This window comes from Bacteroides sp. HF-162 (assembly GCF_015679285.1).
GTDB classification, from domain to species: domain Bacteria; phylum Bacteroidota; class Bacteroidia; order Bacteroidales; family Bacteroidaceae; genus Bacteroides; species Bacteroides uniformis.
In genome coordinates this window covers 3950919-3976810 of record NZ_CP064937.1, presented here as the reverse complement: position 1 = coordinate 3976810, position 25892 = coordinate 3950919, and the positions used below count along the sequence as shown (strand labels likewise).

At 45.4% G+C, this 25892-nt stretch carries 23 protein-coding genes, 4 pseudogenes and 1 riboswitch; of the genes and pseudogenes, 17 read left to right on the top strand and 10 right to left on the bottom strand.

Features of this window, described 5'->3' with window-relative positions:
* Positions 1-517 precede the first annotated feature (517 nt).
* Positions 518-823, bottom strand: coding sequence for a hypothetical protein (locus ITJ87_RS18835; protein ID WP_229135047.1), 306 nt, complete (start codon positions 821-823; stop codon positions 518-520).
* 805 nt (positions 824-1628) lie between these two features.
* Between ITJ87_RS18835 and ITJ87_RS16920 the strand changes: the two genes are divergently transcribed.
* The 3 genes from ITJ87_RS16920 to ITJ87_RS16910 all read left to right on the top strand — a co-directional run bounded on the left by ITJ87_RS16920 (position 1629) and on the right by ITJ87_RS16910 (position 3342).
* Positions 1629-1853, top strand: a complete 225-nt coding sequence (locus ITJ87_RS16920) for a hypothetical protein (protein ID WP_117967050.1) — start codon at positions 1629-1631, stop codon at positions 1851-1853.
* A gap of 378 nt (positions 1854-2231) precedes the next feature.
* Complete coding sequence (locus ITJ87_RS16915; RefSeq protein ID WP_117967047.1) at positions 2232-2825, top strand: metallophosphoesterase; 594 nt, start codon at positions 2232-2234, stop codon at positions 2823-2825.
* Positions 2826-3102: 277 nt separating this feature from the next.
* Positions 3103-3342, top strand: coding sequence for a hypothetical protein (locus ITJ87_RS16910; protein ID WP_117967044.1), 240 nt, complete (start codon positions 3103-3105; stop codon positions 3340-3342).
* A gap of 921 nt (positions 3343-4263) precedes the next feature.
* Here the strand turns inward: ITJ87_RS16910 and ITJ87_RS19030 are convergent.
* The 3 genes from ITJ87_RS19030 to ITJ87_RS16900 all read right to left on the bottom strand — a co-directional run bounded on the left by ITJ87_RS19030 (position 4264) and on the right by ITJ87_RS16900 (position 5395).
* Positions 4264-4464, bottom strand: a complete 201-nt coding sequence (locus ITJ87_RS19030; RefSeq protein WP_310591562.1) for a DUF6549 family protein — start codon at positions 4462-4464, stop codon at positions 4264-4266.
* A 26-nt stretch (positions 4465-4490) separates the two neighbouring features.
* Positions 4491-4634 carry a hypothetical protein gene (locus tag ITJ87_RS16905; protein WP_158562854.1) on the bottom strand — a complete coding sequence of 48 codons (144 nt, stop codon included), beginning with the start codon at positions 4632-4634 and terminating at the stop codon, positions 4491-4493.
* A 254-nt stretch (positions 4635-4888) separates the two neighbouring features.
* Positions 4889-5395, bottom strand: coding sequence for a DUF6398 domain-containing protein (locus tag ITJ87_RS16900; protein ID WP_117967234.1), 507 nt, complete (start codon positions 5393-5395; stop codon positions 4889-4891).
* Positions 5396-5497: 102 nt separating this feature from the next.
* Here ITJ87_RS16900 and ITJ87_RS16895 point away from each other — a divergent pair, with 102 nt between their 5' ends.
* The 4 genes and pseudogenes from ITJ87_RS16895 to ITJ87_RS16880 all read left to right on the top strand — a co-directional run.
* Positions 5498-6403, top strand: a complete 906-nt coding sequence (locus ITJ87_RS16895) for an IS982 family transposase (protein ID WP_117974379.1) — start codon at positions 5498-5500, stop codon at positions 6401-6403.
* Positions 6404-6592: 189 nt separating this feature from the next.
* Complete coding sequence (locus tag ITJ87_RS16890) at positions 6593-6913, top strand: helix-turn-helix transcriptional regulator (protein WP_032849336.1); 321 nt, start codon at positions 6593-6595, stop codon at positions 6911-6913.
* The gene (locus tag ITJ87_RS16885; protein ID WP_117967216.1) at positions 6903-8462 is read left to right on the top strand and encodes a type II toxin-antitoxin system HipA family toxin; all 1560 of its coding nucleotides are present in this window, start codon (positions 6903-6905) and stop codon (positions 8460-8462) included. Before ITJ87_RS16890 ends, ITJ87_RS16885 begins: the two co-directional genes overlap by 11 nt.
* 356 nt (positions 8463-8818) lie before the next feature.
* Positions 8819-9705, top strand: a pseudogene (locus tag ITJ87_RS16880) (MFS transporter); the annotation flags it as partial.
* A 260-nt stretch (positions 9706-9965) separates the two neighbouring features.
* On the opposite strand, the gene ITJ87_RS16870 reads toward ITJ87_RS16880, so the two are convergent.
* The 5 genes and pseudogenes from ITJ87_RS16870 to ITJ87_RS19025 form a co-directional block, all read right to left on the bottom strand.
* Positions 9966-10268, bottom strand: coding sequence for a HipA N-terminal domain-containing protein (locus tag ITJ87_RS16870; RefSeq protein ID WP_117966850.1), 303 nt, complete (start codon positions 10266-10268; stop codon positions 9966-9968).
* Positions 10269-10282: 14 nt separating this feature from the next.
* Positions 10283-10486: a helix-turn-helix transcriptional regulator gene (locus ITJ87_RS16865; protein ID WP_117966853.1), complete on the bottom strand. Its 204-nt coding sequence runs from the start codon at positions 10484-10486 to the stop codon at positions 10283-10285.
* A gap of 487 nt (positions 10487-10973) precedes the next feature.
* Positions 10974-11437 (bottom strand): annotated as a pseudogene (locus tag ITJ87_RS16860) (HTH domain-containing protein); the annotation flags it as partial.
* A 204-nt stretch (positions 11438-11641) separates the two neighbouring features.
* Positions 11642-12040: pseudogene (locus tag ITJ87_RS16855) on the bottom strand (PaaI family thioesterase); the annotation flags it as partial.
* Positions 12036-12197, bottom strand: a complete 162-nt coding sequence (locus tag ITJ87_RS19025) for an HAD hydrolase family protein (RefSeq protein ID WP_370540406.1) — start codon at positions 12195-12197, stop codon at positions 12036-12038. The gene ITJ87_RS19025 and the pseudogene ITJ87_RS16855, both read right to left, overlap by 5 nt.
* A gap of 100 nt (positions 12198-12297) precedes the next feature.
* Positions 12298-12497: riboswitch (cobalamin riboswitch) on the top strand.
* 58 nt (positions 12498-12555) lie between these two features.
* Between ITJ87_RS19025 and ITJ87_RS16850 the strand changes: the two genes are divergently transcribed.
* The 10 genes and pseudogenes from ITJ87_RS16850 to ITJ87_RS16805 all read left to right on the top strand — a co-directional run bounded on the left by ITJ87_RS16850 (position 12556) and on the right by ITJ87_RS16805 (position 24464).
* Positions 12556-14571 (top strand): TonB-dependent siderophore receptor, encoded by a 2016-nt coding sequence (locus tag ITJ87_RS16850; protein ID WP_117966904.1) that lies wholly within the window; start codon positions 12556-12558, stop codon positions 14569-14571.
* Positions 14572-14624: 53 nt separating this feature from the next.
* On the top strand, positions 14625-15743 hold the full coding sequence (locus tag ITJ87_RS16845; protein ID WP_117966856.1) for a YncE family protein: 1119 nt from the start codon (positions 14625-14627) through the stop codon (positions 15741-15743).
* A gap of 5 nt (positions 15744-15748) precedes the next feature.
* Positions 15749-16882, top strand: a complete 1134-nt coding sequence (locus ITJ87_RS16840) for an ABC transporter substrate-binding protein (protein ID WP_117966859.1) — start codon at positions 15749-15751, stop codon at positions 16880-16882.
* Between the two features lie 73 nt (positions 16883-16955).
* Complete coding sequence (locus ITJ87_RS16835; RefSeq protein ID WP_087331922.1) at positions 16956-17984, top strand: iron ABC transporter permease; 1029 nt, start codon at positions 16956-16958, stop codon at positions 17982-17984.
* A 233-nt stretch (positions 17985-18217) separates the two neighbouring features.
* A complete protein-coding gene (locus tag ITJ87_RS16830; RefSeq protein WP_117966862.1) occupies positions 18218-19480 on the top strand; it encodes a carboxypeptidase-like regulatory domain-containing protein in 1263 nt (420 codons plus the stop codon).
* 51 nt (positions 19481-19531) lie between these two features.
* Positions 19532-20090 (top strand): annotated as a pseudogene (locus ITJ87_RS16825) (RNA polymerase sigma-70 factor).
* Positions 20087-20947, top strand: coding sequence for a FecR family protein (locus ITJ87_RS16820; RefSeq protein WP_117966865.1), 861 nt, complete (start codon positions 20087-20089; stop codon positions 20945-20947). The pseudogene ITJ87_RS16825 and the gene ITJ87_RS16820 overlap by 4 nt, the downstream one beginning before the upstream one ends.
* The gene (locus ITJ87_RS16815; RefSeq protein WP_117966867.1) at positions 20944-22497 is read left to right on the top strand and encodes a carboxypeptidase-like regulatory domain-containing protein; all 1554 of its coding nucleotides are present in this window, start codon (positions 20944-20946) and stop codon (positions 22495-22497) included. The genes ITJ87_RS16820 and ITJ87_RS16815 overlap by 4 nt, the downstream gene beginning before the upstream one ends.
* A 119-nt stretch (positions 22498-22616) precedes the next feature.
* On the top strand, positions 22617-22793 hold the full coding sequence (locus ITJ87_RS16810) for a DUF4250 domain-containing protein (protein WP_005832662.1): 177 nt from the start codon (positions 22617-22619) through the stop codon (positions 22791-22793).
* Positions 22794-22865: 72 nt separating this feature from the next.
* Positions 22866-24464 (top strand): ClC family H(+)/Cl(-) exchange transporter, encoded by a 1599-nt coding sequence (locus tag ITJ87_RS16805; RefSeq protein ID WP_117966870.1) that lies wholly within the window; start codon positions 22866-22868, stop codon positions 24462-24464.
* Here the strand turns inward: ITJ87_RS16805 and ITJ87_RS16800 are convergent.
* The gene (locus ITJ87_RS16800) at positions 24461-25828 is read right to left on the bottom strand and encodes a TrpB-like pyridoxal phosphate-dependent enzyme (protein WP_117966873.1); all 1368 of its coding nucleotides are present in this window, start codon (positions 25826-25828) and stop codon (positions 24461-24463) included. The genes ITJ87_RS16805 and ITJ87_RS16800 overlap by 4 nt on opposite strands.
* Between the last annotated feature and the right edge of the window lie 64 nt (positions 25829-25892).

The following is a 25892-nucleotide window of genomic DNA, read 5'->3' as shown; positions in this document are numbered from 1 at the left end:
TATCTCAGCCGTACCTTTTCGCTTATCTGATATTTTTTTCTTCTGTTCTTCCAAACAGCAATCAGTGCCAAGACTATCCTTTGAATCGTGTCGAGGTTCCTAGCCGCTCGTTCAACCTTATGCTTTATGCTGTCCTGCCGGAGGTTGCGGTCAAGATCCCAGTGCATGCTTTCAATAGCCTAATGCTGCTTGGTTATCTGACTAAGCCGCTCTGCACTGCCAGCCAGGCTTGAAATATACACTCGCTGTTCAGATGTAATCCTACTATCAGACTTTTTCTCCGTAGATGCGAGTATTTCTATAACTGTCAAATTGCCATTCCATTTTTTCTTGTCGACAATAAGTTCTTCTCTACGGTATAGTACGGCATATCCTTGACTCAATCCTGCCGTGTTCCAAGTATGGACCTTCTTTATAGACATCAGTCGGGGTGGCTGTCTTTATAGAGTATTCAAGCCCATAGCGCAAAGATCTTTGATTCGCCTTGAGTTCGATCACGAAGTCGCCTCCTTTATCTCTAATTCTTGTCTATTCTATTATTACCTTTTGGAATGATATGACATCTGCCGTGACTATACATCCTGACACGTCTAGTTTGTCCAATAACCGGGGCACGGATTATTTCATTACTTTTCTCCTTGCAAACATCAGTGGCCAAAATAAAGCCAGAACGGAGTGAATATGCAGAGACGATATCAGGGTTACGTCCGTTGTCGTACAAGGCACCTCGCATGGCCTTGCCATCAATACAAATGATGTCAGTTGCCGAAGCGGATATTTCCTTGCGGAGAACGTCTGCAGAAGCAGACCGGTGAGCAGCCATCTTTTCATTGTCTATGTTTTGAAACACACGACAAAGCATAGCTTCTGAGGGTAACCCATACGGAAATAACCCTTTTGCTTACAGGCCTTTCAAGTGATGTTTGCCAAATTGAAATATTTCAGTTCTGGTAATACACTTACTGAGCCTACCCAATATGACAAGCATGAGTATGTCTTCAAGTTTGTGTTTAAAGTTTCTCCTGCTTGTTCTGAGGCATTCAGGGACTGAAGATAACAATTTTCTCAAATGATTCAGAATGTTGCCACGAAGACAGTTAAGGTGTTTCTTCTTTTGTAGTATTATACGTAAAAAATGTATATCAAGGAAATAAATCATATTTTTACTATCGAAAAAACAAAGGTAGAAGACAATATCAACATCATTCTTATTGAATTCCGCCTATAAAAATGAATGATAAGAAGAAATACTTAAGGCGATGCTGCTGCATCGCTACGAGCGAATGTAAAGATTTATACTACAACAAGCGATAAACAATATTTCTTAAATGAAAAAAGCCGTGGGTCATAGGCAAGAAAAATCACTCATTTTTTTGCTATAACTTTGCGTCTAAATTTTAAAAATAATTAAAATAAAGGTAATATGCGAATTCATAATTACACATTAATTTCTGCAGAAACATTCTGCACCATTTATAAAGGATGGTGTCGAATGGCGACGTGCCGTGTTGTGTAATATAGTGAATAGCCTATAGAATTAGCTAAATATTTATGCACAATATATCGGGAGATGTCGCCTATGCGATGTCTCCTTTTTTCGTTTTACCCTTTAAACAATTAAAATTAAGATGATACAGATTATTACTTATGCACTTCTCCATCGGAAGGTTTTAGAGCATGCTATTCAGTTGGCATTATCATGGCCTGAAGGCAAGATTGAACCGATTCAAGCCGTGATGCTGAATGCATTTAAACGACATTACGCAGGTACCATTGATCTGGAATTGACATCTCAACAAATTCGTGAGACCCTGATGGCAATAAGACAGATTAATACAGGAAGTACAGGCTAGTATTAAATTATCAGAGTCGGGCGAAACGGTTCTCACCGATCAAGAAGTCTTGGCATTGGAATCCATTTCTGAATTCGTAACACGTTTGATAGTTTGTCGAACAGAAGATTGCTTTGACTAGTGCCATATCCGCCATATTGATCATAATGCACATGAGGAATTGGAACGTTTAGCAATGCATTCCCACATCTTTTGTTGGAATATAGAACGTTATGTTTTATGGTATTTGCTATTCCGAAGAAAGCGACATCTTGTGGGATATATACCAAGTGTTACGCCATGAGTGTTATCTTAATTTCTATATTAAAATATATAGAACTGATGCGATGAAGACTGCCCGAGAGCAACTCATAAAAATTAAAACAATCATAGAAAACGATGAATAAGATATACTTTACGGCCGACTTGCACTTCGGTCATACGAACATACTAAAGCACCAGCCCAACCGCCTGTTTGCTGGGGAAAATGATTCGACCAAACATGATGAATGGTTGCTCGAACTTTGGCGGAACACAGTGGGTAAAAAGGATATGATATATATCCTCGGCGACCTTACATTCCTCAAAAGTGAAGGTGCCCGCCTGTTGTTGGAAAAACTACCCGGCCGCAAATACATGGTTGTGGGCAATCACGATGGTTCCATCAAGGCTTATCGTCAGTACTTCATGCGTTTTGAGGATATAATCGATCTGACGGTAAAGCCCACGCTTTGTCCGGAAATTCCAGAAAACGTAATGTTGACGATGTGCCACTATCCGATGGTGACATGGAATCACAAACCTTACGGCTCCATCATGCTTCATGGTCATTGCCATGGAAAGCTCGATGAGTACAATGCTTCATCGCCTGACCTTCTATTTGATGTGGGCATCGATGGAAAACTCGCTTCGAAATACGGTGGTTTCATTCCGATGGAAGCAATCTATGCCGAAACAATGGCGAAGACTGGTGGCCTATCAACGCATCAATAGGCTAAACAATTTTATGAATCAGCTAAAAGATAAAAATTATGAGTGAATGTACTAGCATATATTTAAGAAATAAGGAAGTAGAGTCGCAGAGGTATCGTGAATGCCCTGGGCATGGAGATAAGGAAGGCAAAAAGAAAGAAGGGATTCAGAAACAGATTTAGGTAGTAGAGGAGTATAATCGTGAGGTCCAGAAATTCTTAGGTTGTGAAATGTTCTATTTTTTACTATTCCCTGTAGCTAACTGAATGTCCTGTCATGGAGTTCAGATCTTAAACCATTGATCGAAGAGCTGCTCGCCGAGGTGTTGTATTTCTATGATGATAAAATCAATACTTGCAAAAAGTTTATAGCCAAGTACAGGGAAAAGCTTGCCAAATTGGAGGAGCGTATGGTCAAGGCAAATGTAGGGCTATACGATAAAATCAACGAAGAAATTGACGGTTACATTTTAAGTATCAAAGATTATGAAGAATCACTTGACGACTGGCAATACTGGCCAATAAGTTCGGCTTTTTGAAAGATATGATGGAGAATGATAATAATGCCGAACACTATGAATTGATTTATACGAAATGCTAAAAAGGAAAGAATAATGAAGTATAATACATGAACGACCTCCATATTTGTATAACGTGGTTATTTGAAATTGACTTAAATCACCATAATCGCTAAAATCTCCAATATGAATTTAATGAGGAAAGGAAAGATCGATATATTCGTTTTGGTACCAATTATGCAATTATTACTAATATTGTGAAAATATCCCTTTGCATTATGATTATATTCTTTATTTTTGTAGAGATTATTGCCTTATCAGCGACATTGGTATAACTGTCCTTAATTGGTATAAGGATCTTTTTTTATATGGAAGGCAAATCCCTTTTTGCTAAATCTGGACAATTGTAAAATAAAATCGATTTTCATTTATTTCCTATAAGTAGGTTGGTCATTTATGATAATTGGTTCTATAAAATATATGTGCTCTTATAAACAGGTTTATTATATGTCATATTAACATTTATTATGTCCGAAAAATCACTCATTTTTCGGACATAAATTATATAAGTAGTAGTTTCTTAATTCCGGATATTTGTAAATATTTTATTTTTAATAATCTGCTATGTAGAAGACTATTTTATGGTAAGATGTCTACTTTTAGACCAATGAATTCTCCGAAATCTATAAAGTCCATTTTGCATGGATATCCGGATTAGGCATGTACATCACTTTTTTCTAATGCTGGAGATAATTCATCTTCTAAGCCAAAGATGCTTTTGTCAATATGGATTACTATATTCACTCGCCTCCAGGACCACCAGCTCTTGTATTCCACCCATACCGCCTGGCGCAGCGTCACCGGCATCCGAATCTCGCCCCGCAATCGGTTTGATAATTCCAGCAAGCTGAACGTACGGTGTAATCATCTCCACTTTCTGCCTCAGCACCGGCACCGTATCCCGCACAACGACCGTATCGCGGATAGAAGCGTCAATGGGACTGCAACCTCCACCTCATGCCGTACCACTACTTCAAGGTTTTTAATTTTCACCCCGAGACGCTTGATGATTGTGGCATCTTCCACCCTGAACCGCTTGTACTCGTCGAGTGTCAGCCGCAATGTCTTGGAGTCGAGCGCCATCGTGACCGAATCCACCCGCATGTGCTTCACCTCCGAAAGCAGCGCGTACTATTCGATTGGTAACGGTCCCGTTCCGTCCTCAGCCGCACGGCATGACGGTGTTGCAACCATACGACACCACCGAGAATCACGACAGCGGCCAACGGGCATTTTACCGGAATTCTATTCATAGGTCATCGTATTCTCAGGGATAAACCATAGAAAATCATCCAAATATGCCTCCTTTAACAGCACCAGCGCACCGCGGTTTTTCTTCCTTCCGGAAGCGAGGTCTTCCACGACCAATCCGTGCCGGTCCGCCAGTTCGTCGAGTCTCAGCTCGGAAAACTCCGCCGAGGCTACGTTTCACGTTTATTGGGGGCAATGTATCAATAACCTGAGTTCGATATAAGATTTCTGTAAAATTCGCGTAGATTCGCCTAGATTACTTGTTGGTTGTGAATGCAATGTCTTCTCCTCTGTTTCTAGCTTCCTTAACCATTTGTTGGTATTCTTCTGGTAGTGATTCAATGTTAAGTAAGAAGCCGTCAACTTCTACAAGCTTATTGTATGGATTCTGCACACTCATCCTTGATGTCGAGAAATCCTTATCAAAATAAGGGGCAAGGTTTAATAGATCCCGAATCACTCTTGATTTTGCACCAATAGTCGAGCTTTTAGTTCCGAAGAAATCATGAATTTCCCTTGAATGAATATATGGTTCAAACGATTTATCAAACAAGAAATTCATATTTCCTATTGTATAGATGATAGAAGCGGCCCAGATTTCTAAGTTTCCACGTTCGAATGGACAGTTTCTTTTTCTGCACAATTTACGAATCATTTTTATGCAAAGTTGCTCGTATTCATCATTTAATTTCTGCTTGCAGAAAGAAGACACGAAGTCAATCAACTTCTGCTCTCTCAATTTCAATTCTTGTTTTTTATCCATAAAAAGCAAATTGATATTTTTATATATTTGAAAATTAGGTAGATAGCGATATCTTTAGTAAATTTACAGTGCTTAATTATAACATTTACAATCTATAACGCTATGCTACCTAGTTCCAAAATTACTGAAATATTTTTTGTTATTGATGAGTTTTCATTAGTATTTGATACCACTATCAAAGAAAAGTCCGTATCCGATGGTAAAGCTCATCGTAATAAGCCTTATAAGATGTCCGAAAGCGAGGTTGCCACTATTCTGGTATTATTTCATCTTGGCGGATACCGATGTTTGAAACATTTTTATCTTCAGTACGTATGTAAGCACATGAAAAATGACTTTCCCAAAACATTATCTTATAACCGTTTCGTGGAACTACAGGCTAACATTTCACTAATGCTAGTCTGCTTTCTGAAGATGTGTAGACTAGGAGAATGCACCGGAGTTTCCTTTGTGGATAGTACCAAACTTTGTGTCTGTGATAACAAACGTATCCCCCGTCATAAAGTTTTTGCCGGCATTGCCCAGCGTGGAAAGTCAAGCATGGGATGGTTCTATGGATTCAAGTTGCATCTGGTATGTAATGATAAAGGAGAACTGCTCAACTTTGTTATTACACCGGGTAATGTGGATGACCGGGAACCTCTCACATCAAGTAATCTAGTCAAAGAACTTATGGGAAAGCTTTTTGCAGATAAGGGATATATCTCTGAAAACCTGTTTAATCGTCTATTTTTTGATGGAATACACCTGATTACGACCGTGAGAAAAAATATGAAAGAGAGATATATGACTCAGAATGATAGAATTATACTACGCAAAAGAGCGATTATAGAAACCATCAATGATGAACTCAAGAACATATGCCAAATAGAACATACACGCCACAGGTCATTCGCAAATTTTATTTCAAATTTGATCGGAGGGCTTACTGCATATACTTTTTTACCAAAGAAGCCATCTATTAATATAGAATTTGAACCGGTTGCACAATTGTATATTCCATTTTAAATTATATCGAACTCAGGTCAATAATATTCATTCGGAATATCTGTAAAAATGCTATATGCCGGATATGGGTTCGGTATACTTCGCCTGAGAGGTTCTTTTTGCAGAAGTAGTTTTTGAGTATAATGGTAAATATATTAATTATTAGATACTATATTTGGATTTAAGCGTTAATATATTTACCTTTGTACTATGATGACAAATTCTATAACCCGGGCGATGTCCAATCCGGAGATTATTGCGGAGTTGGGCAGAAGATTCAAGGAATACAGGCTGGCTGGCAAGCTCACCCAAAAAGAGGCCGCTGAGCAGGCCGGTGTAAGCCTTGTTACTTTACGGCAGTTTGAGAATGGAAATGCCTGTAACATCAACATGGGTAATTTTCTTGCGCTCCTACGGGTAGCGGACTGTCTGGAACAAATGGATGAGCTGTTGCCGGAAATACCTGTTTCGGCATACGTGCTGGAAGAAATGAAGAGTAAAAAACCGAAAAGGGTGAGACATGGAAAATAATATTGTGAATGTTATGCTATGGGGTGAAGAGGTAGGGAAGCTTTATTGGGACGAAAGGAACAGAAGGGCCATCTTCAACTATCATCCGGATTTCGTAAAGAAAGGCTTGGAAATAGCTCCGCTGACCGCTTCTGTAAAGGGTGGGGCAGCAAAAGGTATGCCTATATCCGGCAATAAGGATAAACTCTATCAGGGATTGCCGCCGTTTCTGGCAGACTCTTTGCCTGACCGGTGGGGAAATATGGTTTTTGACCGGTGGGCCGCGCAGAACCGTATCCCGAAACGTATGCTCACTCCGGTAGATAAGCTCTCTTTCATCGGGAAACGAGGGATGGGGGCTTTTGAGTTCGTTCCGGCCACTCCCGGACTAGAATCTTCTTCTGCTCTTCAGATAGACAGTTTGTACCAACTGTCACGCCGTATTTTTGAAGAACGGGAAGAGGTGTCGGTGCAAGAAGACGAGACGCTGCATCTGCAAAGTATCTATGAGGTAGGAACTTCTGCCGGGGGACAGCACCCGAAAGCCATTATCGCCATTCATGAAACCACACATGATATACGCTCGGGCCAGGTGCCCTTGCCCGAAGGCTATACTTATTACATCCTGAAATTTTCGGAAGGAGAAGATTTTCCTTTTACACAAATGGAAATGGCGTACTATGAGATGGCAAAGGAAGCCGGAGTGACCATGATGCCCTCGCGGCTTATTGAGATAGAGGGGAAATATCACTTTCTGACGGAACGCTATGACAGGATAAACGGGGAGAAAGTACACACTCAGACGCTTGCTGCGATGAATCCCGATGCAACAAGTTATGAAGATTTGTTCGAAGTGTGCCGGAGGCTAAATATTCCGGCCAGTGAGCAATCGGAACTCTACCGCCGGATAGTATTCAATGTAATGGGCGGTAATGTGGATGACCACATCAAGAATTTTTCTTTCCTGATGGAGAAAGACGGGAAATGGCATATTACTCCGGCATACGATGTAACATTTACCACTAATTTGGACGGTGCAGCATACGAAAACATACACTGTATGAGTATTGCCGGAAAGAATGATGAAATAGTAGAAGATGACCTGCTACAGTTTGCGAAGCTGAACGGTATAAAGAATGCAAAAAAGATAATAGATGAAGTGGGTATTGCCATCGGCCATTTCTATGATCATGCCTCTGACCTGCAGATAGACGACTACTGGAAGAACCGTATAGAGCAATATCTTTCGGGCTTGGTGCCTCTGGGGATAGGAGAGGTTATGAGGCATTATTTGCCTACACTTGTAGAGCCGTATGAAACAGAAGACAACCTACAGGTATCGGAGGTTAACATCATAGAGAATACTCGGCATGACTTCCGCATAGAAGCAATGATTAACGGAAAACGGCAAAAATATATTGCCGGTCGTAAAAGTGATTTGGCCGCTGAAATCATAGCTAAGGGCAGAAACAAGATGTCTACGGAGGATAAGAAAGCACTTGTGGAACGGCTGTTGCTGCCTTTGGCAAGAAGGGATAGTGAGAAAACAAATAGCAATAGCAGGAGATAGACTGTTGTGAACCGTTGGATACGTGAGCCAGCGGTTTTTATATGGGGGGAGTAGTAGGTTTGGAATGTAGCCAGTAGGTAACTGGCTTTTTTTGTATACAGGTAAAACATTCTGGATTCATGGAATTTGAGGGACTAAAACAAGGTGGATACATTTATTGCAAAACAAACTTTGTACAATAGCAGGAGTACATTCTGTAAAATTGAGATGCTTGCGGCTATCAATGGTTCAAAAATAAAATATTTATAATTTTTTAAACAGAGAAAATACTGTTCTGTTTCTATGAGCTTACATCTGATTATCAAATTATTAACTTAATAATAGTAGATATGAAAAGAAAGCTGTAAGAACATGCAATGACTCCAAACGTTTTATATGGTATTTATTACGCATGTCGCCTGAGTATGAATATTGTGCGTAAACCTATTGTAGAAGACGGTGTGTTTTCGGAAACAGAACTAGGTATCATCGGTTCCTGCCTCTTCTTTGTCTACGCCGTAGGAAAGTTGACAAATGGTTTTCTGGCCGACCGTAGTAATGTAAAAGGCGCTTCATGTCAACCGACCTGCTCTGTTCTGCCTTAATTCATTTGCTATTGGGGTTTACAAACTCTTTTTATGCCTTCGTCCTTCTTTGGGGATTGAATAGATGGTTTCAGTCAATGAGGGCTGCATCGGGAGTTGTTTCCTTGAGTCGCTGGTACAACAGCAAAGAATGCGGAACCTATTATGGCTTCTGGTCGGCCAGCCATAACATTGGTGAGGCTTTTACTTTCATGACAATCGCCTTGATTGTAGGTTGGATGGGATGGAGGTATGGAATGATTGGTGCAGGGGGTATCGGCTTGCTTGGGTTCCTGATGGTGATTACCTTTATGAGGGATACTCCTCAAAGCCAGGGGTTCTTGTTGGGCAACGAGGCACCCGCTCCCAATGGTAATGCCAAGAAACAGTAGGAAGAATTTAGTCGTGCCCAGAAAGCGGTACTTCGTAATCCTGCCATTTGGATATTGACACTTAGCAGTGCTTTCATGTATATCAGCCGATATGCCGTGAATAGCTGGGGAGTGTTCTATTTAGAAGCGCAGAAAGGTTATTCCACGTTGGATGCCAGTTTTATTATTTCCATAAGTTCCATTTGTGGAATAGTCGGTACCGTTTTTTCGGGTATTATTTCTGATAAGCTGTTTGCAGGAAGCCGTAATTTCTCCGCATTAATCTTTGGACTGATGAATGTGATAGCTAGCATAACTGCATTCTTTTCATACGTTGTTTTCTAATGCAAACTTATATAAAAAACTTGATTTATAAGCGTGTTCAATAAAAATAAAGACCACTCCGTTCGTTCATATTTCGAGATTCCCGAACATTTAGTATCTTTCAAGTGCTAAAAAATAGTACTAATTATATGAGGAACGTATGTGGTCTTAATGTGTATAAAGATAATGTGTTTATGTGCATTCTCAAAGAAAATGGTGATAAAATTGAAGAAAAGTTTGGTGTATTAACTCCTGAGCATATCTTTTATTTCAAGTGCCGATAATATGCTGAAGTAATCTTCTTCGTTTATCTTACATAATCGACAAAAGATTTTCTTATTTGCTCCTTCAGGTAGTAAATTTGTAAAGCAGGGGAACAAGTATTGGCTTGTGTACGATTGGTGAGACTTAGGTAAAGTCAATGAGATGGCAGGAAGGGAAGGATTGATAAAATAACCATCATCATAACAAAACGTATATTCTTGTTTTGAATGTTCAGTAAGTAATCCGGCGTAAATATGATTACAGAATATTTTTAATTCTCTCATAGGTATTACTGTTTTTAACTTGTTGTTTTCTTTACATTAAGGCAAATTTCTAGCCCAAGTACTTTGCAAATTTTTTCTGTTGTTTTTAAGGAAGGGTTTCCTTTTTCTCGTTCAATGTTCTTGATTGTGGATAAACTTATCTCTGATATTTCAGCTAAATCCTCTTGCGAAATTCTGAAGATGCTTCTTCTGCTTTTCAATACTTTGTAAAACTCCATAGTTTGATATAATGAACTAATTATGTAAATATAGTGAGAATGTATTGGAATATCTATAAAAGTTTAATTTAATAAACTTCTAACTAATCAAAATACATTCAATTGATGATTTATTAAGATGGCTATATATTTATTGATTTTCTGATATACTTATTGTTGTTTATATCTTGAAAAACTTTATCTTTGCACAGACAATTGTTATCTATAGTGATGAAGTATAGGTAGTTATAGGTGATTTTTCCTATAATCATTGATTTATTATAATAACTGTGGTAACTTGTGCTATTTTTGATATGCTAATAGATACTTATTGTGTTTTTGGCACGATTTTGGCACAGTTTCTGTGTAATTTCTTGATTTACAGTGTTTTTTACTTTTGAGGAAGTGAAGTAAGTTGCGATAGGTGATTTTATAGAAAAAAAGAGGCGTGCAATCCATTAAGTTGCACGCCTCTTGTGTTTTTGAATTTCAAGTCAGTCTTATATACTTATTTTTCAGTTTGGGGATTAATGACAATGCGCCAATAGCCACCAAAGTCCGCACCTTCACGAGATAAGATATCCATAGACCGCAATTTTGCAATTTGTTTTTCTACGGCACGAGAACTTATACCAATCTTGTAAGCCATAGTTTCGGCTGACATAGAAGGATCGGAAATGACGAAATCGATAATCTTCTGTACTGTCCTTCCTATGTTTTTAGAGGCATCTGTGCTCTCTCCGAACTTTTGTTGTTTACACCAAACATTTTCGCATTTACACCGAACTTATCGACCGAACTTTCTTCGTTTGCAGGATACTTTTTGAGGGGACTGTTTACCCTTTCGGCCACTTCTTCTACGGGTATTCTTTCGCTCTTTCCCCAATTCAAATTATAGAATGTAGTGAAGAAAGAAGATGCTTCCGTATTGGCAAAAGCCGACACGGATTTAAGCCATGACTTCACTTTCTTACGTTCCAACATTTCCTTGAAATCATAAGCTGAACATTCTTTTATCAATGTATTGTTGCGTATCTGCATCGTTTTCTTTTTGTTGTTCGGGTATAACACTCTAATATAATTTACAAAGGTAAGGATAAAACCGAGGAATTGGTTAACCTCCTCGTTTCCTTTTGATTTTCATGTATTTACATTGCGTAGTTTATAACAATTACTTTATCTTTTCTTTATCACACTATTCACCACCCGTACAGAAGAAACCAGTTTATTGGTGGAAGTAAATACATCCACATTCCATATATGGGATGAGCGTCCTTTGTGCAGGATAGTGCCTACTGCCCTTACGGTATCTCCTTCGTGTGCAGAAGAAATATGATTTCCGCTGACTTGCATTCCCACGACAATCTCATCAGGTTTGCAGATAATCATGGAGCCGAGCCCGGCAACGGTTTCTGCCAAGGCAAGGGTGGCACCGCCATGCAGAATGCCGAAGGGTTGGCGGGTACGGTAGTCGACCGGTATGGTTGCTTCTACGCGCTCGTCCGAAGCGTATGTGTATTGAATGCCCAAGTTTCCCATCAATGCGTGGCGTGCCCGTTCGTTCAGTAAATCAAGATGGCATCAGTCCATAAGTCGGCCTACCGGATGCCAAAACTATGCGCACTCCCATCTGCTGGACCTTTAGCAGAGCAGCTAATGTCCTTTTACTGATTTCTCTTTCATCATTGAGTAGCGTTCCATCTACATCAAGAACCAATAATTTATATTTCATGGCAACTCGATTTTGGGGTTATTATGTTACAAAGTTAGAAAAATGACTGTTAAAACGGTAATATTCGTTTTATTGTTTACTGAAACTTCTTTTATTTATCCTATCTTTGTCCACGTTTTGTTCCGCGTTCTCTATCCGGAGAAGCGGATGAAAAGGGAATCGGGTGAAAGTCCCGAACAGTCCCGCTGCTGTGAGTTCCATGCTCGGTGTATCATACTTGTGCCACTGTTCTTCGGAAAGAACGGGAAGGCGATGTACCGGGAACGAGTCAGAAGACCTGCAAAACAAAGTCGAAAAATTGTCCATTCGAGGAAAGTGGGCAGTGCGCAAATGGTTTAAGATAATCTTCATTTATTCTATGTCAGGAAGGACTAAGGTACTACTGGTCTGTGCTGTTTCAGTGGGTGCAAGTATATTCCGGCTCTCTGCCCAGGAGGTGGGAGGAGATACGATTACAGGGAAAGTGCATCAGATAGAGAAAGTGACAGTGACAGCACGCAGGTCGCCCAATAAAGTGACTTCTGCCGTACCCATACAGACGATGTCACGGCAGGATATCAGCCAGCTGGGAATACAGAATATGGCAGATGCTGTGCGCCGTTTTGCCGGAGCCAATGTAAAGGACTATGGAGGCATTGGAGGACTGAAAACGGTTTCCATACGCAATATGGGAGCCGCCCATACAGCTGTCAGTTATGACGGGGTGGCGGTGAGCAATTGTCAGGCGGGGCAGATAGATATCGGGCGTTTTTCGCTGGACAATGTTTCCATGCTTTCGCTCGCCATCGGGCAGTCGGAGGATTTGTTGCAGTCCGCCCGCTTGTATGCATCGGCCGGTGTGCTGGGCATAGAGACGGAAAAACCTCATTTTGATGACGGGCGCAATGCCGCTTTTCAGGCACGGGTGCGTGGAGGTTCGTTCGGCATGGTCAGCCCCTCGTTGCGCTGGTGGCAGAAACTGGGCAGCCGTACACGCGTGGCGGTAGATGCCGCTTATATGAGGGCGGACGGTAATTACCCTTTCACGCTGGTCAATGGAAAATACGTGACGGAAGAGAAACGTAACAACTCCGGCATCTATTCCTGGCAGGGCGAAGCTACCCTTTATCATACTTTCAAGGATGACAGTGAACTGGATGTGAAGGGTTACTACTTCTATTCCCGTCGGGGACTTCCAGGGGCGGTTACGCTCTATAATCCCCTTTCCGATGAAACGCTTTGGGATGAGAATACTTTTGTGCAGGCACGTTATAGGAAGCATTTTTCGCCCCGATGGAGTCTGCAGGCACAAGTAAAGTATAATCATGGCTGGAACAAATATAAGGATGAGGGTAAGGAATATACCGACGGATATTATCGGGAAAATCACCGGCAAGACGAATATTATATTTCCGCGACCGTTCTCTACCGTCCTTTGGAAGCTTTGACCCTTTCGTTGGCGCAGGACGGGGTGATAAACAAGTTGCGCAACAGTTTGCCGGAATGTCCTTTCCCCACAAGATATACTTCCATCAGTGCCTTCAATGCACGCTACCGGCAAGGATGGCTCACGGCCACGGCCTCGCTGGTGCATACCGCCACTTCGGAGCATGCCGAGAAAGGTACGGTCCCCGATGACTTCCATCGTTTTGCCCCCTCTTTATCAGTCAGTATGCAGCCTTGGCAGGACGAGTCGCTGTATTTCCGGTTGATGTATAAGAGTACGTTCCGTCTGCCCACTTTCAACGACCTCTATTATTACCGGCTGGGCAACCGTAATCTGCGACCCGAGAAGGCAGACGAATATAATGTCGGCATCACATGGAGCAAATCCGGATTGTCTGTGTTCGACTATATCTCCGTTACGCTTGACGGTTACTATAATAATGTGACGGATAAGATTGTGGCTTTTCCCACCACCTATGCGTGGAAGATGGCGAACTACGGCAAGGTGCATGCCGCAGGTGTGGATGCCACTTTGGCGGCAACCGTTCCATTGACGGAGAAAATAAGACTGATTATGTCGGGTGGATATACATGGCAAAAGGCCATTGACCTGACTGATTCCGATGCGAAGAACTATAAGGACCAATTGCCTTATACTCCTCTTCATAGCGGAAATGCGTCCGTCATTGTGGAAACGCCGTGGGTGAATGTGGGCTACTCGGCGGTAGGAGTAGGAAAGCGTTACTATTTGTCGCAGAACATTCCGGAGAATGAGATTGAGGGCTATCTGGAGCATACGATGAGCCTCTCTCATGAGTTTGCTTTGGGCGGTTGCCGGCTTCTGTTGCAGGCCGAGATTATAAATCTGACCGATGAACAGTATGACGTGATAAAATATTATCCTATGCCGGGCCGTTCGTGGCGGTTGACGGGTACTTTCAAGTTTTGAATAATCTATTTATGAACAACAAAAACTAATTATAAACAATAACAACTGTAATTATGAAAGTAAGAAGTTTATTATTCGGTATGCTCTGCATGCTTGCTTTGGGTGCCTCTTTGGCATCTTGTAGTGATGATGATGACGATTCTCTGGATGACGGCGGGTCGAAGGTGACACTGCCGCAGACGCGTGTCTATATTCTGAACGAAGGCTCTCAAGGAGCCAACAATGCAGGACTTGCCTTTTATGCACCCAATAAGGATGCGGATTTTATCAGTGATATCTACAAGACCCAAAACAATGCCAAGTTGGGTGACCTTGGTCAGAGCATGATTGAGTATGAAGATGAAATATATATAGCTGTAAGCGGTTCCAATTATCTGACCAAGCTGAATGCTGCAGGTGTGGAGTTGAAACGTGTTTCGTTTGTAGATGATAATGACCTCAGTGCTGGTATTCGCTATATAGACGCTGAGGATGGATATATCTATGCTTCCTTCTACGGAGGAGCTGTGGCTAAAATCAATGCGAAAACGTTGGAGGTAGTGGATAAATTGACCGGACTTGGTGACAATCTGGAAGGTGTGGCAATCTGCGAGGATATGCTGTATGTGGCGAATAGCTGTACTGCTGATTGGAGCACTCGGCACACTGACGTAAAGGTGATAGATTTGCGCACTTTCAAGCTGAAAGAGCAGTTGACGGTAGGTTTGAACCCCAATGCTTTGATTGAAGAGGATGATAAAGTCTTTTTGATTTCATGGGGCAATTATGGCGATGTTGGCTATTCATTGCAGATGATAGATCCTGCTGCCAACAATAAGGTGACGGAATTAGGCAGTGCCACCCGTATGTGTGCTGCTGATGATATCTTATATCTGGTGAATTCAATGACGGACTGGAATACTGAACCATATACAACAGTCAACACTTTCTTTACTTATAACATCAAGACCGGGCAGATGAATAATGCTTCTTTTCTCAAAGACGCCCCTGCCGAACTTGCTTCAAGCACGTTGTACATGTTGGAAGTAAACGAAAATAACGGTGATATTTATATCGGTACTTCCGAGTTCACAACGAACGGTACCATCTACCGTTTCAAGAAAGACGGTACATTTATCGAGAAGTTCGATGCAGGAGGCATCAATCCTAATTCCGCTATCTTCTTTAATTAATATCAATGAAAAGAGGCTGCTTTTTTATCAGTATATTTGCAGTCTTGTTTCTTTCCTCCTGCGGAGGAAGGGGCAAGACTGCCTCTGCTTTGGCCAACGGTGACACCATTCCTTTACGTTATGCGGAGAATCTTACCTTAGTGTCCTATCCCGGCTATACCCTTGCCACCTTGCGCAATCCTTGGGATACGTTGCACACGCTACATACCTATATACTGGTCCCGAAAGACCGCGAACTCCCGGCACATCTTCCGGCAGGTACTGTGGTACGTACCCCGCTCTCCAAATCAGTTATCTACTCTTCCGTCCACTGCGGACTGATGGATAATCTGGGTGTGTTTGGTAGCATCGGCGGCGTCTGCGACTTGAAGTACATCAAGCTACCCGCCGTGCACGAAGCCTGCCGCCGGGGCGCCATCGCCGATTGTGGCGACGGCATGAATCCCGACATGGAGCGCATCATTGACCTGCACCCCGATGCCATCCTGCTCTCTCCGTTTGAGAACAGCGGCGGTTATGGCCGTATCGAGAAACTGAATATTCCCATCATCGAATGTGCCGACTACATGGAAACCTCCGCTTTGGGACGTGCCGAGTGGATGCGTTTCTACGGACTGCTCTTCGGGGCTGCGCCACAAGCTGACAGCCTTTTTGCCGAAGTAGACAGTTGTTACCAACGACTCAAGATGCGTGCGCAACTTTCATCCACCTCATTCTCCGTTGTCAGTGAGTTGAAAAGCGGCTCGGCATGGTACGTGCCGGGAGGGCGCAGCACCATAGGAAGGCTTTTTCAGGATGCTTGCGGGCGTTACGCCTTTGCCGACGATACCCACAGCGGTTCTGTTCCTCTGGCTTTCGAGACCGTTTTCGACAAGGCGGGCGATGCCGACGTCTGGCTGGTGAAGTACAACCGCGACCGCGACATGAGCTATGCTGATTTGGAGGCGGATTATATCGGCTACACCGGTTTTAAGGCTTTCAAGACCCGGAATGTCTATGGTTGTAATACGGCGAAAGTTCCTTTCTACGAGGAGACTCCGTTCCGTCCCGATTATTTGTTGTCCGACCTGATACAGATTCTGCATCCCGAAATAGGAGATTTGGGAGGCTTGCGCTATTTTTGCAGACTGAAGGAGTGATGAACACAGAAATACGGAATTTTTGTGAAAGTAATAGAAAACTCTGTGCCTCCGTGTGCTAAATAATGTAACTATGAGTAAAGGCTGGAAATATGGTATCGGGTTGGGAGTAGTCATCTTATTGTTGTTTGCGGGCAATCTGCTGGTGGGGTCGGTTTCGATTCCGCCTGCCGATGTTTTCCGTATCCTGCTCGGTGGAGAGGGGGAGAAGGCAAGCTGGAGCTTCATCCTTTGGGAATCCCGTTTGCCCCAAGCGCTGACGGCGCTGCTTTGCGGTGGCGCATTGGCTGTCTGCGGACTGATGTTACAGACGGCTTTCAAGAATCCGCTGGCAGGACCATCCATTCTGGGCATCAACGCCGGGGCAAGTCTGGGAGTGGCCTTCGTCATGCTGCTGTTTGGCGGCAGCATCACGGCAGGGGCGTTCAGTCTGTCCGGCTTCTTCTCCGTGCTGCTTGGCGCATTTATCGGAGCCATGCTGATTATGGCACTTATCCTTTTCTTTTCCACGCTGATAAAGAGCAATATCATGCTGCTGATAACGGGTATCATGATAGGTTACATCGCCTCTTCGGCTATTGCCCTGCTGAACTTCTTTGCTACGGCAGAGGGGGTGCAGTCCTATATGATATGGGGGCTGGGCAACTTCGGTGGAGTTTCCCTACAGCAGATGCCGGCCTTTGCGCTGGTCACCATTGTGGGACTGTTCGGCTCATTATTGTTGATAAAGCCCCTGAACGCCTTGTTGCTGGGAGAGCGCTATGCCGAAAATCTAGGTGTAAATATCCGCCGTGTGCGCAACTGGCTTTTGATTATCACCGGGCTCTTGACGGCTGTCACCACCGCCTTCTGTGGCCCAGTCGCTTTTATCGGTCTGGCCGTGCCGCATGTGGCCCGCATGATATTGGGGACAGCCAATCACAATTCCCTATTGCCGGTCACCATCCTGAGTGGCGGTGCAGTGGCACTGCTTTGCAATCTGATTTGCGTCTTGCCCGGCGAAGCGGGTATTATCCCCTTGAATGCCGTCACGCCCATTATCGGTGCGCCGGTCATCATCTACGTTATTCTGAGCCAGCGGAAGCCCCAACAATTCAACTAAGCTATTGCCAACAGTTTGACAAGGTTTTGCCTTACTATTGGCAAGACTTTGCCACCGCGTTGGCAAACTTTTGCCATAGGCATGGCAAAGTTTTGCCAAACCTATGGCAATGTCTTGGCAAAATTTCTCTCTGATTATCAACGTGCTACTTTTTTTGTATTTTTCTCTCCATTCTATAGGGTTTTATCTTCCTCACCGCTCTTATTAATAGAAACCCCTTAAAAACATGCCTTATGAAAAACTTTGTAGGATTTACACTTGGGTGTTTGTTTGCATTCTTATCTTCGGGTATCACCCCGTTGATGGCGCAGGACGCGGCAGTGAACGAGCTCGTCATCACCGGTACGGTCAAGAACAAGGACAGCAGGAAGAAACTCGAAAACGTGAACGTCTCTGTTGTCGGCAACAATATCGGAACGGTGACCAATGCCGACGGCACATTCTCCTTGAAGGTAGCGGAAACGGAAGCTTTCCGTGGACTAGAAGTCTCCCATATCGGCTATCTCACTACACACCTCTCTCTGGAAGAACTTGAAAAAACGGGCGGGCTGACCATCTGGATGATACCGGCTCCCAATCTTTTGAGCGAGATTGTGGTCTATGGCAATAATCCCCGCGTCATAGTGGAAGAGGCCATCAAGAAAATTCCAGTAAATTATTCTGGCAATGACAACATGCTGACCGCCTTCTATCGGGAAACCGTGCAGAAGCGCCGCCGCTATATCAGCGTGTCCGAGGCAGTGATGGATGTCTATAAGACGGATTATAACTCCCGCGATGTGGACCGCGACAAGGTGCAGCTGCTGAAAGGCCGCCGCCTGCTGAGCCAAAAGCAGAGTGACACGCTGGCTGTGAAAGTGGTGGGAGGCCCCAATTTGTCCCTTTATCTGGACATTGTGAAGAATGGCGATGCGCTGTTGAGCACGGACAATGTGGACTATTATGAATTCCGTATGGAGGACCCCGTCAATTTGGATAACCGCATGCAGTATGTGGTCAGCTTCCGTCCGCGGGGCAGCCTGATGTATGCCTTGTTCATCGGGAAACTGTATATAGACTACGAACGGCTTTCCTTTACACGTGCCGAGTTTGGCCTGGACATGGCAAACCGGGTGAAGGCAGTGGAGGCCATTCTGCATAAGAAGCCCGTCGGCTTGCGGTTCTGCCCGCAGGAAGTCGCCTATCTGGTGACCTACAAGCAGCAGGGGACCAAGACTTACTTGAACTATATACGGAATGTCATCCGCTTTAAATGCGACTGGAAAAAAAGGCTGTTCTCCTCCAGCTACACCGCTTTCTCTGAAATGGTGGTGACCGACAGGACGGAAAGCCCTCTCTCCGGCATCTCCAACAAGAACACCTTCAAACGGAAGCAGGTATTCTACGACCTGGTGGATGAGTACTGGAACGAAGACTTCTGGAGGAACTACAATATCATAGAACCTACGGAATCCCTGGAGAATGCAGTCAGCAAATTGCGGAAACAATCCAATTGATTATCTGATAGTTTTTCGTATATTTGGAGCAACCGAGAAAAAACACCGTGTATGCTGGACGAACTGATGATACTGGCCAGAATAAAGGAGGGCGATATAAAGGCGTTCGAAGGAATCTTCCGCCGGTATTATTCCCCTCTTTGCTGGTATGCTGCGGGCATCACGGGTGATACGGCGTCTGCCGAGGAAATTGTGGAGGAGCTGTTCTACGTGCTGTGGAAGAACCGGGAGCGGTTACAAGTATTCCAGTCCGTGAAAAGCTATCTCTACCGTTCTGTGAGGAATGAAGCCGTGCAGTTTTGTGAGCATCAGGAGGTCAAGGAGCGCTATCGGGCATCTGTCCGTACGGAGTCCGGGCCGGGCTATTCGTCCGACCCCCACGCGCATTTGGAGTACGAGGAACTACGGACTCTCATCCGGCATACGCTCGACGCTCGACAAGCAGCCCCGGCGCCGGCAGCAGATTTTCAGGATGCACCGCATGGAGGGGAAGAAATATGCAGAGATTGCCTTGTCGCTTTCGTTGTCCGTCAAGACGGTGGAAGCGGAAATGACCAAGGTACTCCGAACCTTACGAAATGAAATTGATAATTATATCCGGACACAATGATGGAAGTAGATAAAAAGAAGACAAGGACCGACGAGGCATGGGTACGGCTTTATGCCCGCTTCGAAACGGACTGCCTGCTGCCGGCAGATGCGGAACACGCTTCGGCAACGCACCGCAGGCTTTACCTCAAGTGGGGGAGCGTTTCGGCAGCCGTGATTGCCGGAATCGTATGTTTTGCCGCATGGTGGGCCGTACCGGAACAAGGTGGGGACAGTCGTAGCTTGCTGACGGAGGAGAACCGGGAGAAGCCCACACTGGTCAAGACCCTTGAAGACGGTTCGGTGGTATATCTGGCGCAGGAAAGCACGCTGAAGTATCCCGAACATTTTGCGGAAGACAAGCGGGAAGTGAACCTGCAGGGTGAAGCCTTCTTCGATGTGGCAAAGAAACCCGAGCAGGCTTTTACGATTGAGACGGCGAGGGTGCGTGTGGAGGTACTGGGCACGGCTTTCAATGTCAGGAGCAATGAAGGGCTCCCCTTCAGCTTGTCCGTGAAGCGCGGGAAGGTGAAGGTGCTGCTGAAACAAGAGGAACAGACGGTCTTTGTAGAGGCGGGAGAAACGGTTATCTTGCAGGGGGGCAGTCTGCTCGTCAGCGAGACGGAGAATCCGGAGCTCTTTGACCGCTACACCAGCAACATCCGTTTCAAGGACGAGTGCCTGGAGGATGTGCTGCGTGCCATCAATAAGGAGTCTGCCGGCTGGCAGATAGAAGCCGCGTCGCCAACCCTGGGCAGACGGCGGCTGACGGTCGAATTTTCGAATAACTCCCCGGAGTCTGTGGCCGAGCTGATATGCTGGACGTTCGACTTGAAGTGTACACGTCAGGGCAATAGATTGATATTGTCGGAACAATGAATTCAATGAAATGCTTCATTCTCCATTTGCCACTCTTCATTTTCTTCCTGGCAGGCAGTGCAAGAGCGGACGGAGGCGATGTGCTGGACCGCATCGTCCGGCTGCCTGGAATGAAGGGAACGGTTTATGCGCTGTTGGGGAAAGTCTCGGAGCAGTCCGGCTATCTGTTTATCTATGATAGTAAGGTCATCCATAACGACTCAGTGGTGAGGGTCAGGAAGCAGGAGTGTTCCGTGAGGCAGGCCATTCATAGGATAACCGGCAGCCGGAACCTCGAATTGAAGGTATTAGGCAACCATATATTGATAACACGGGCGGCAGAAAGGAAGAGTATGGAAGAAACGGTACCCCTGCCGCCCCGACCGGCATATTCCACCATTGCCGGAATCCTGCTGGACAAGGAGACGGGAGAGCCCGTCGTCAGTGCGTCGGTCATCGCACAAGGAACCTCACTGGGTAACATTACCAACCAGAACGGTGAATTCCGGCTCAACCTGCCCGACTCGTTGAGGCGCTGCATGCTCTCCTTCTCCCATCTGGGTTATGTGGGGCAAACGGTGGAAGCCTCTGCTTTGGAAGGACGCAGCAATGTCCTGAGCCTTGAGCCGAAAGTCATTTCCTTGCAAGAAGTGCTTATCCGCTTGGTGGAGCCTAAAAAACTGCTTCGCGAGATGGTAGAACATAGGGATAGAAACTACTCCACTTCTCCGGTCTATCTGACCACCTTCTACCGGGAAGGTGTACAACTGAAGAACAAGTTCCAGAGCCTGACGGAGGCCGTTTTCAAGGTCTACAAATCACCGACGATGGAACCCGGACAGAAAGACCAGGTGAAACTGCTCAAGATGAGCAAGATAGATAACCGGGAGCAGACGGACAGTGTGCTTGCCAAAATCAGCTCCGGGGTGGAGGCATGTCTGCAGTTGGACATCATGAAGAATCTTCCAGACTTCCTCTTGCTGGAATCCGGCGAGGAACTTTATACCTATACTTCGGGCGACATCGTATCGGTGGACGACCGTACTGCCAACGTCGTCTATTTTGAGCAGAAACGTGGGGTAAAGGAGCCTTTGTTCTGCGGAGAACTCTATATAGACTCGGAGAACAGCGCCTTGCTGCGTGCCCGCTTCGAGATTCATCCCCGGTATGTGAAGGCCGCCACACGGCTTTTCGTGATACGCCAGGCTCCGAAAATCAGGCTGACAACGGAGAAACTTGTCTATACCGTCTCATACAAACCCTGGAACGGTACCTATTATGTCCACCACATCCGTGGCGACCTTTACTTCAAGATGAAGAGAAAACGCATGCTCTTCAGTAATCCCACTCTGTATACCTGGTTCGAGATGGTGACCTGCCGGATTGACGGGGAGAACGTGACGCGCTTCCCGCGTGCGGAACGGTTGCCGGTGCATACCGTCTTCTCTGAAACCGACTTCAAGTATGACGCCGATTTCTGGAGCGACTTCAATGTGATTCCGCTGGAAGAGGAGCTTGGAAAGATTATCGAGAAGGTGTCCCTGAAGATAGAGCAGACGGAAGCTCCGTAAACATGGCCCTCAATCGTTTGCGGTGGTTAGATTGTATATTCTACACTAAAATTATCTCTATTTTGTTTTTTTATTGTAATTTTGCCCCTGGTATTAGTTTAAATTTAAAGATTGTAACTATGAGATTACCTGAGGACCCGGTGATGCTGTACAGCTTCATCAACATGAAACTGCGTGATTTCTATCCTTCGTTGGACGCGCTCTGTGAGGATATGAACGTAGAGAAAGAGGACATTGTACGAAAATTGAAGCTCGTGGGATTTGAGTATAATCCTGCAAAGAACAGATTTTGGTAAATAATGTTTCTGTATAAAACAACTCCCGTTGCTTGTTGTTGTAAAGCGCAAGTTAACGGGAGTTGTTTTGTTATGAAACTATGGGATAAGGCAGAACGTCTTTGGACGAGGGTCAAGAACTGGAAAACAGTACGCGGCTGGCATATCTGGAAGTTGAAGCTGGTGGATGCCCGGCTGTATTTCGTCAGCATGTTCGTCGGTTTGCTGACGGGACTGGTCGCTGTGCCCTATCACTATCTTCTCTATTATCTGTTCCACCTCCGCAGTGGTTTCTTCGCTTCGCATCCGGCCTGGTACTGGCACATTCCACTCTTTCTGTTTTCTTGGGGCATTCTCGTCTTCGTCATGTGGCTCGTGGGGAAAATGCCGCTTATCGGCGGGGGAGGTATTCCGCAGACACGCGGCGTGATTAACGGGCGCATCACTTACCGGCATCCTTTCATCGAGATGGTATCCAAGTTTGCAGGGGGCATTCTGTCCTTCTCGGCGGGGCTGTCTTTGGGGCGCGAAGGGCCTTCCGTGCAGATAGGCTCCTATGTGGGTAGCCTGGTATCCCGTTGGACTCATATCCTGAAAGGCGAACGGAAACAGTTGCTGGCAGCCGGGGCGGGAGCGGGGCTCGCTGCGGCTTTTGCAGCGCCACTGGCTTCCTCGCTCATTGTAATAGAATCCATTGAACGCTTCGATGCCCCTAAGACGGCCATCACTACCTTGCTGGCGGGTGTTGTGGCAGGAGCCGTGGCAAGCATGGTCTTTCCCGTGAATCCTTACCATCTGATAGAAGTAACGGAACCGGTTTTCGCCTTCTTTGTCCAGATGAAGTATTTCTTGATATTGGCGGTGATTGTCTCCGTATGCGGGAAGTTCTACTCCTCCACCGTGAATGCTTTCAGGCATGTGTATGCCAAAGTCAGTTCTCCGGCGTATGTCAAGATGTTCTATCTGGTGCTGGTGGCCTACATCATTTCGCTGATGCAGGTCAATCTGACCGGAGGTGGGGAGCAGTTTCTGCTGGCCCAGGCGCAGAACGGCAGTACGCAGATTATGTGGGTGACGGCTGTCATGTTGCTGCATTTTGTCTTTTCAGTTTTCTCTGTCTCTTCCGGATTGCCGGGCGGCAGTTTCATTCCGACGCTGGTTACGGGAGGGCTGTTGGGACAGATTGTCGGGCTGGTGGGAGTGAGGTACGGTGTCATCGGGCAAGAGAATGTCAGTTATATCATGCTTGTTTCCATGTCGGCTTTTCTGGTGGCCGTGGTCCGTACACCGCTCACGGCCATTGTGCTGATTACGGAGATTACAGGGCATTTTGAGGTCTTTTACCCTTCGGTGGTGGTAGGCGGGCTGACCTACTATTTTACGGAACTTCTGCAAATGAAGCCTTCCAACGTCTCCCTCTATGAAGATATGATTCATGCTCCCGATTTTAAAGAAGAGAAACGCTATACGCTTTCAGTGGAGATTATGACGGATTCTTATCTGGACGGGAAACTGGTGGATGAACTGTCCCTGCCGGAACGTTGCGCCATCATCAATGTGCATCGGGATGGAAAAAACTTGGTCCCCACGGGAACTCGTTTGATTCCGGGGGACCAGGTACAGATTGAGATGGACTCGCAGGACATAGAGAAACTCTATGAACCGCTTGTCAGTATGGCGAATATCTATTAAGCCAGATTGCCTATCTCGTCCAGATTCTTCTGGATGTCGGCATCCGTCAGCTCGTAATTCACTAAATCGCCGGACAAATACTTGTCGTAGGATGCCATGTCGATAAGTCCGTGACCGGAAAGGTTGAACAGAATCACCTTCTCTTCACCCGTTTCCTTGCATTTGTTCGCTTCGCGGATGGTGGCGGCAATGGCATGGCAGGACTCGGGTGCGGGGATGATGCCCTCTGCTTGCGCAAACAGACAACCGGCGTCGAATGATTCGAGCTGCTTGATGTCCACCGCTTCCATATAACCGTCTTTCAGCAGTTGTGATACGATGACACCTGCACCGTGATAGCGTAGGCCGCCGGCATGGATATTGGCAGGGGCAAAGTTGTGTCCCAGTGTAAACATGGGCAGCAACGGAGTGTATCCGGCCTCGTCGCCGAAGTCGTATTGGAATTTGCCGCGTGTCAGCTTCGGACATGAGGCAGGTTCGGCGGCGACAAAGCGTGTTTTCTTTCCTTCGAGGATGTTGTGGCGCATGAAGGGGAAGGCGATACCGCCAAAGTTGGAACCTCCTCCGAAGCAGGCGATGACGGTGTCGGGATATTCACCCGCCATTTCCATCTGCTTTTCGGCTTCCAGTCCGATGACGGTCTGGTGCAGGGCCACGTGGCTCAATACGGAGCCGAGGGTATATTTGCAGTTGGGAGTGGTCTGTGCCAGCTCTATAGCTTCGGAAATGGCTGTTCCCAGCGAGCCCTGATAGTTGGGATGGGCGGTCAGTATATCTTTTCCGGCGCGGGTAGACATGGAGGGAGACGGGGTAACCTGCGCACCGAATGTCTGCATGATGCTGCGGCGGTAGGGCTTTTGCTCGTAACTGATTTTTACCTGATAGACAGCGGCTTCCAGTCCGAAGAGGCGGGCGGCATATGCCAGGGAAGCTCCCCATTGTCCGGCACCGGTCTCGGTGGTCACGTTGGTCACTCCTTCCTGCTTGCAATAGTACGCCTGCGGGATGGCGGAGTTCAGCTTGTGCGAGCCCATCGGGCTGACGCTCTCGTTCTTGAAGTAGATATGTGCCGGTGTGCCGAGTGCTTTCTCCAATCCATAAGCGCGCACCAGCGGAGTGCTGCGGTAGTATTTGTACATTTCGCGGACCTCTTCGGGGATTTCAATCCACGCGTCGGTCTGATTCAATTCCTGGCGGCAGAGTTCCTCGGCAAAGATAGGATACAAGTCTTCTGCTTTCAGCGGTTGCTTGGTGCCGGGGTGAAGCGGTGGCATGGGCTTCTTCACCATATCGGCTTGTATGTTATACCAGTATTGTGGAATTTCCTCTTCCGGGAGAATGAATCTTTTCTTTTTGTTGCTCATAGTGGTTAAAATTATTAATAATTCAATGCCCAAATGTAGCTATTATTTTTGAACCAATTTCTTT

Bases quoted from the DNA above. Each gene is read 5' to 3' on its own strand.
- ITJ87_RS16835 (WP_087331922.1), top strand. From the start codon at position 16,956: ATGAGTAAAGGCTGGAAATATGGTATCGGGTTGGGAGTAGTCATCTTA.
- ITJ87_RS16850 (WP_117966904.1), top strand. From the start codon at position 12,556: ATGTCAGGAAGGACTAAGGTACTACTGGTCTGTGCTGTTTCAGTGGGT.
- ITJ87_RS16845 (WP_117966856.1), top strand. From the start codon at position 14,625: ATGAAAGTAAGAAGTTTATTATTCGGTATGCTCTGCATGCTTGCTTTG.
- ITJ87_RS16905 (WP_158562854.1), bottom strand. From the start codon at position 4,634: ATGAATAGAATTCCGGTAAAATGCCCGTTGGCCGCTGTCGTGATTCTC.
- ITJ87_RS16870 (WP_117966850.1), bottom strand. From the start codon at position 10,268: ATGAGAGAATTAAAAATATTCTGTAATCATATTTACGCCGGATTACTT.
- ITJ87_RS16915 (WP_117967047.1), top strand. From the start codon at position 2,232: ATGAATAAGATATACTTTACGGCCGACTTGCACTTCGGTCATACGAAC.
- ITJ87_RS16815 (WP_117966867.1), top strand. From the start codon at position 20,944: ATGAATTCAATGAAATGCTTCATTCTCCATTTGCCACTCTTCATTTTC.
- ITJ87_RS16820 (WP_117966865.1), top strand. From the start codon at position 20,087: ATGATGGAAGTAGATAAAAAGAAGACAAGGACCGACGAGGCATGGGTA.
- ITJ87_RS16840 (WP_117966859.1), top strand. From the start codon at position 15,749: ATGAAAAGAGGCTGCTTTTTTATCAGTATATTTGCAGTCTTGTTTCTT.
- ITJ87_RS16865 (WP_117966853.1), bottom strand. From the start codon at position 10,486: ATGGAGTTTTACAAAGTATTGAAAAGCAGAAGAAGCATCTTCAGAATT.
- ITJ87_RS19030 (WP_310591562.1), bottom strand. From the start codon at position 4,464: ATGGCGCTCGACTCCAAGACATTGCGGCTGACACTCGACGAGTACAAG.
- ITJ87_RS16895 (WP_117974379.1), top strand. From the start codon at position 5,498: ATGCTACCTAGTTCCAAAATTACTGAAATATTTTTTGTTATTGATGAG.
- ITJ87_RS18835 (WP_229135047.1), bottom strand. From the start codon at position 823: ATGGCTGCTCACCGGTCTGCTTCTGCAGACGTTCTCCGCAAGGAAATA.
- ITJ87_RS16810 (WP_005832662.1), top strand. From the start codon at position 22,617: ATGAGATTACCTGAGGACCCGGTGATGCTGTACAGCTTCATCAACATG.
- ITJ87_RS16800 (WP_117966873.1), bottom strand. From the start codon at position 25,828: ATGAGCAACAAAAAGAAAAGATTCATTCTCCCGGAAGAGGAAATTCCA.
- ITJ87_RS16830 (WP_117966862.1), top strand. From the start codon at position 18,218: ATGAAAAACTTTGTAGGATTTACACTTGGGTGTTTGTTTGCATTCTTA.
- ITJ87_RS16920 (WP_117967050.1), top strand. From the start codon at position 1,629: ATGATACAGATTATTACTTATGCACTTCTCCATCGGAAGGTTTTAGAG.
- ITJ87_RS16890 (WP_032849336.1), top strand. From the start codon at position 6,593: ATGATGACAAATTCTATAACCCGGGCGATGTCCAATCCGGAGATTATT.
- ITJ87_RS16900 (WP_117967234.1), bottom strand. From the start codon at position 5,395: ATGGATAAAAAACAAGAATTGAAATTGAGAGAGCAGAAGTTGATTGAC.
- ITJ87_RS16885 (WP_117967216.1), top strand. From the start codon at position 6,903: ATGGAAAATAATATTGTGAATGTTATGCTATGGGGTGAAGAGGTAGGG.
- ITJ87_RS16805 (WP_117966870.1), top strand. From the start codon at position 22,866: ATGAAACTATGGGATAAGGCAGAACGTCTTTGGACGAGGGTCAAGAAC.
- ITJ87_RS19025 (WP_370540406.1), bottom strand. From the start codon at position 12,197: ATGAAATATAAATTATTGGTTCTTGATGTAGATGGAACGCTACTCAAT.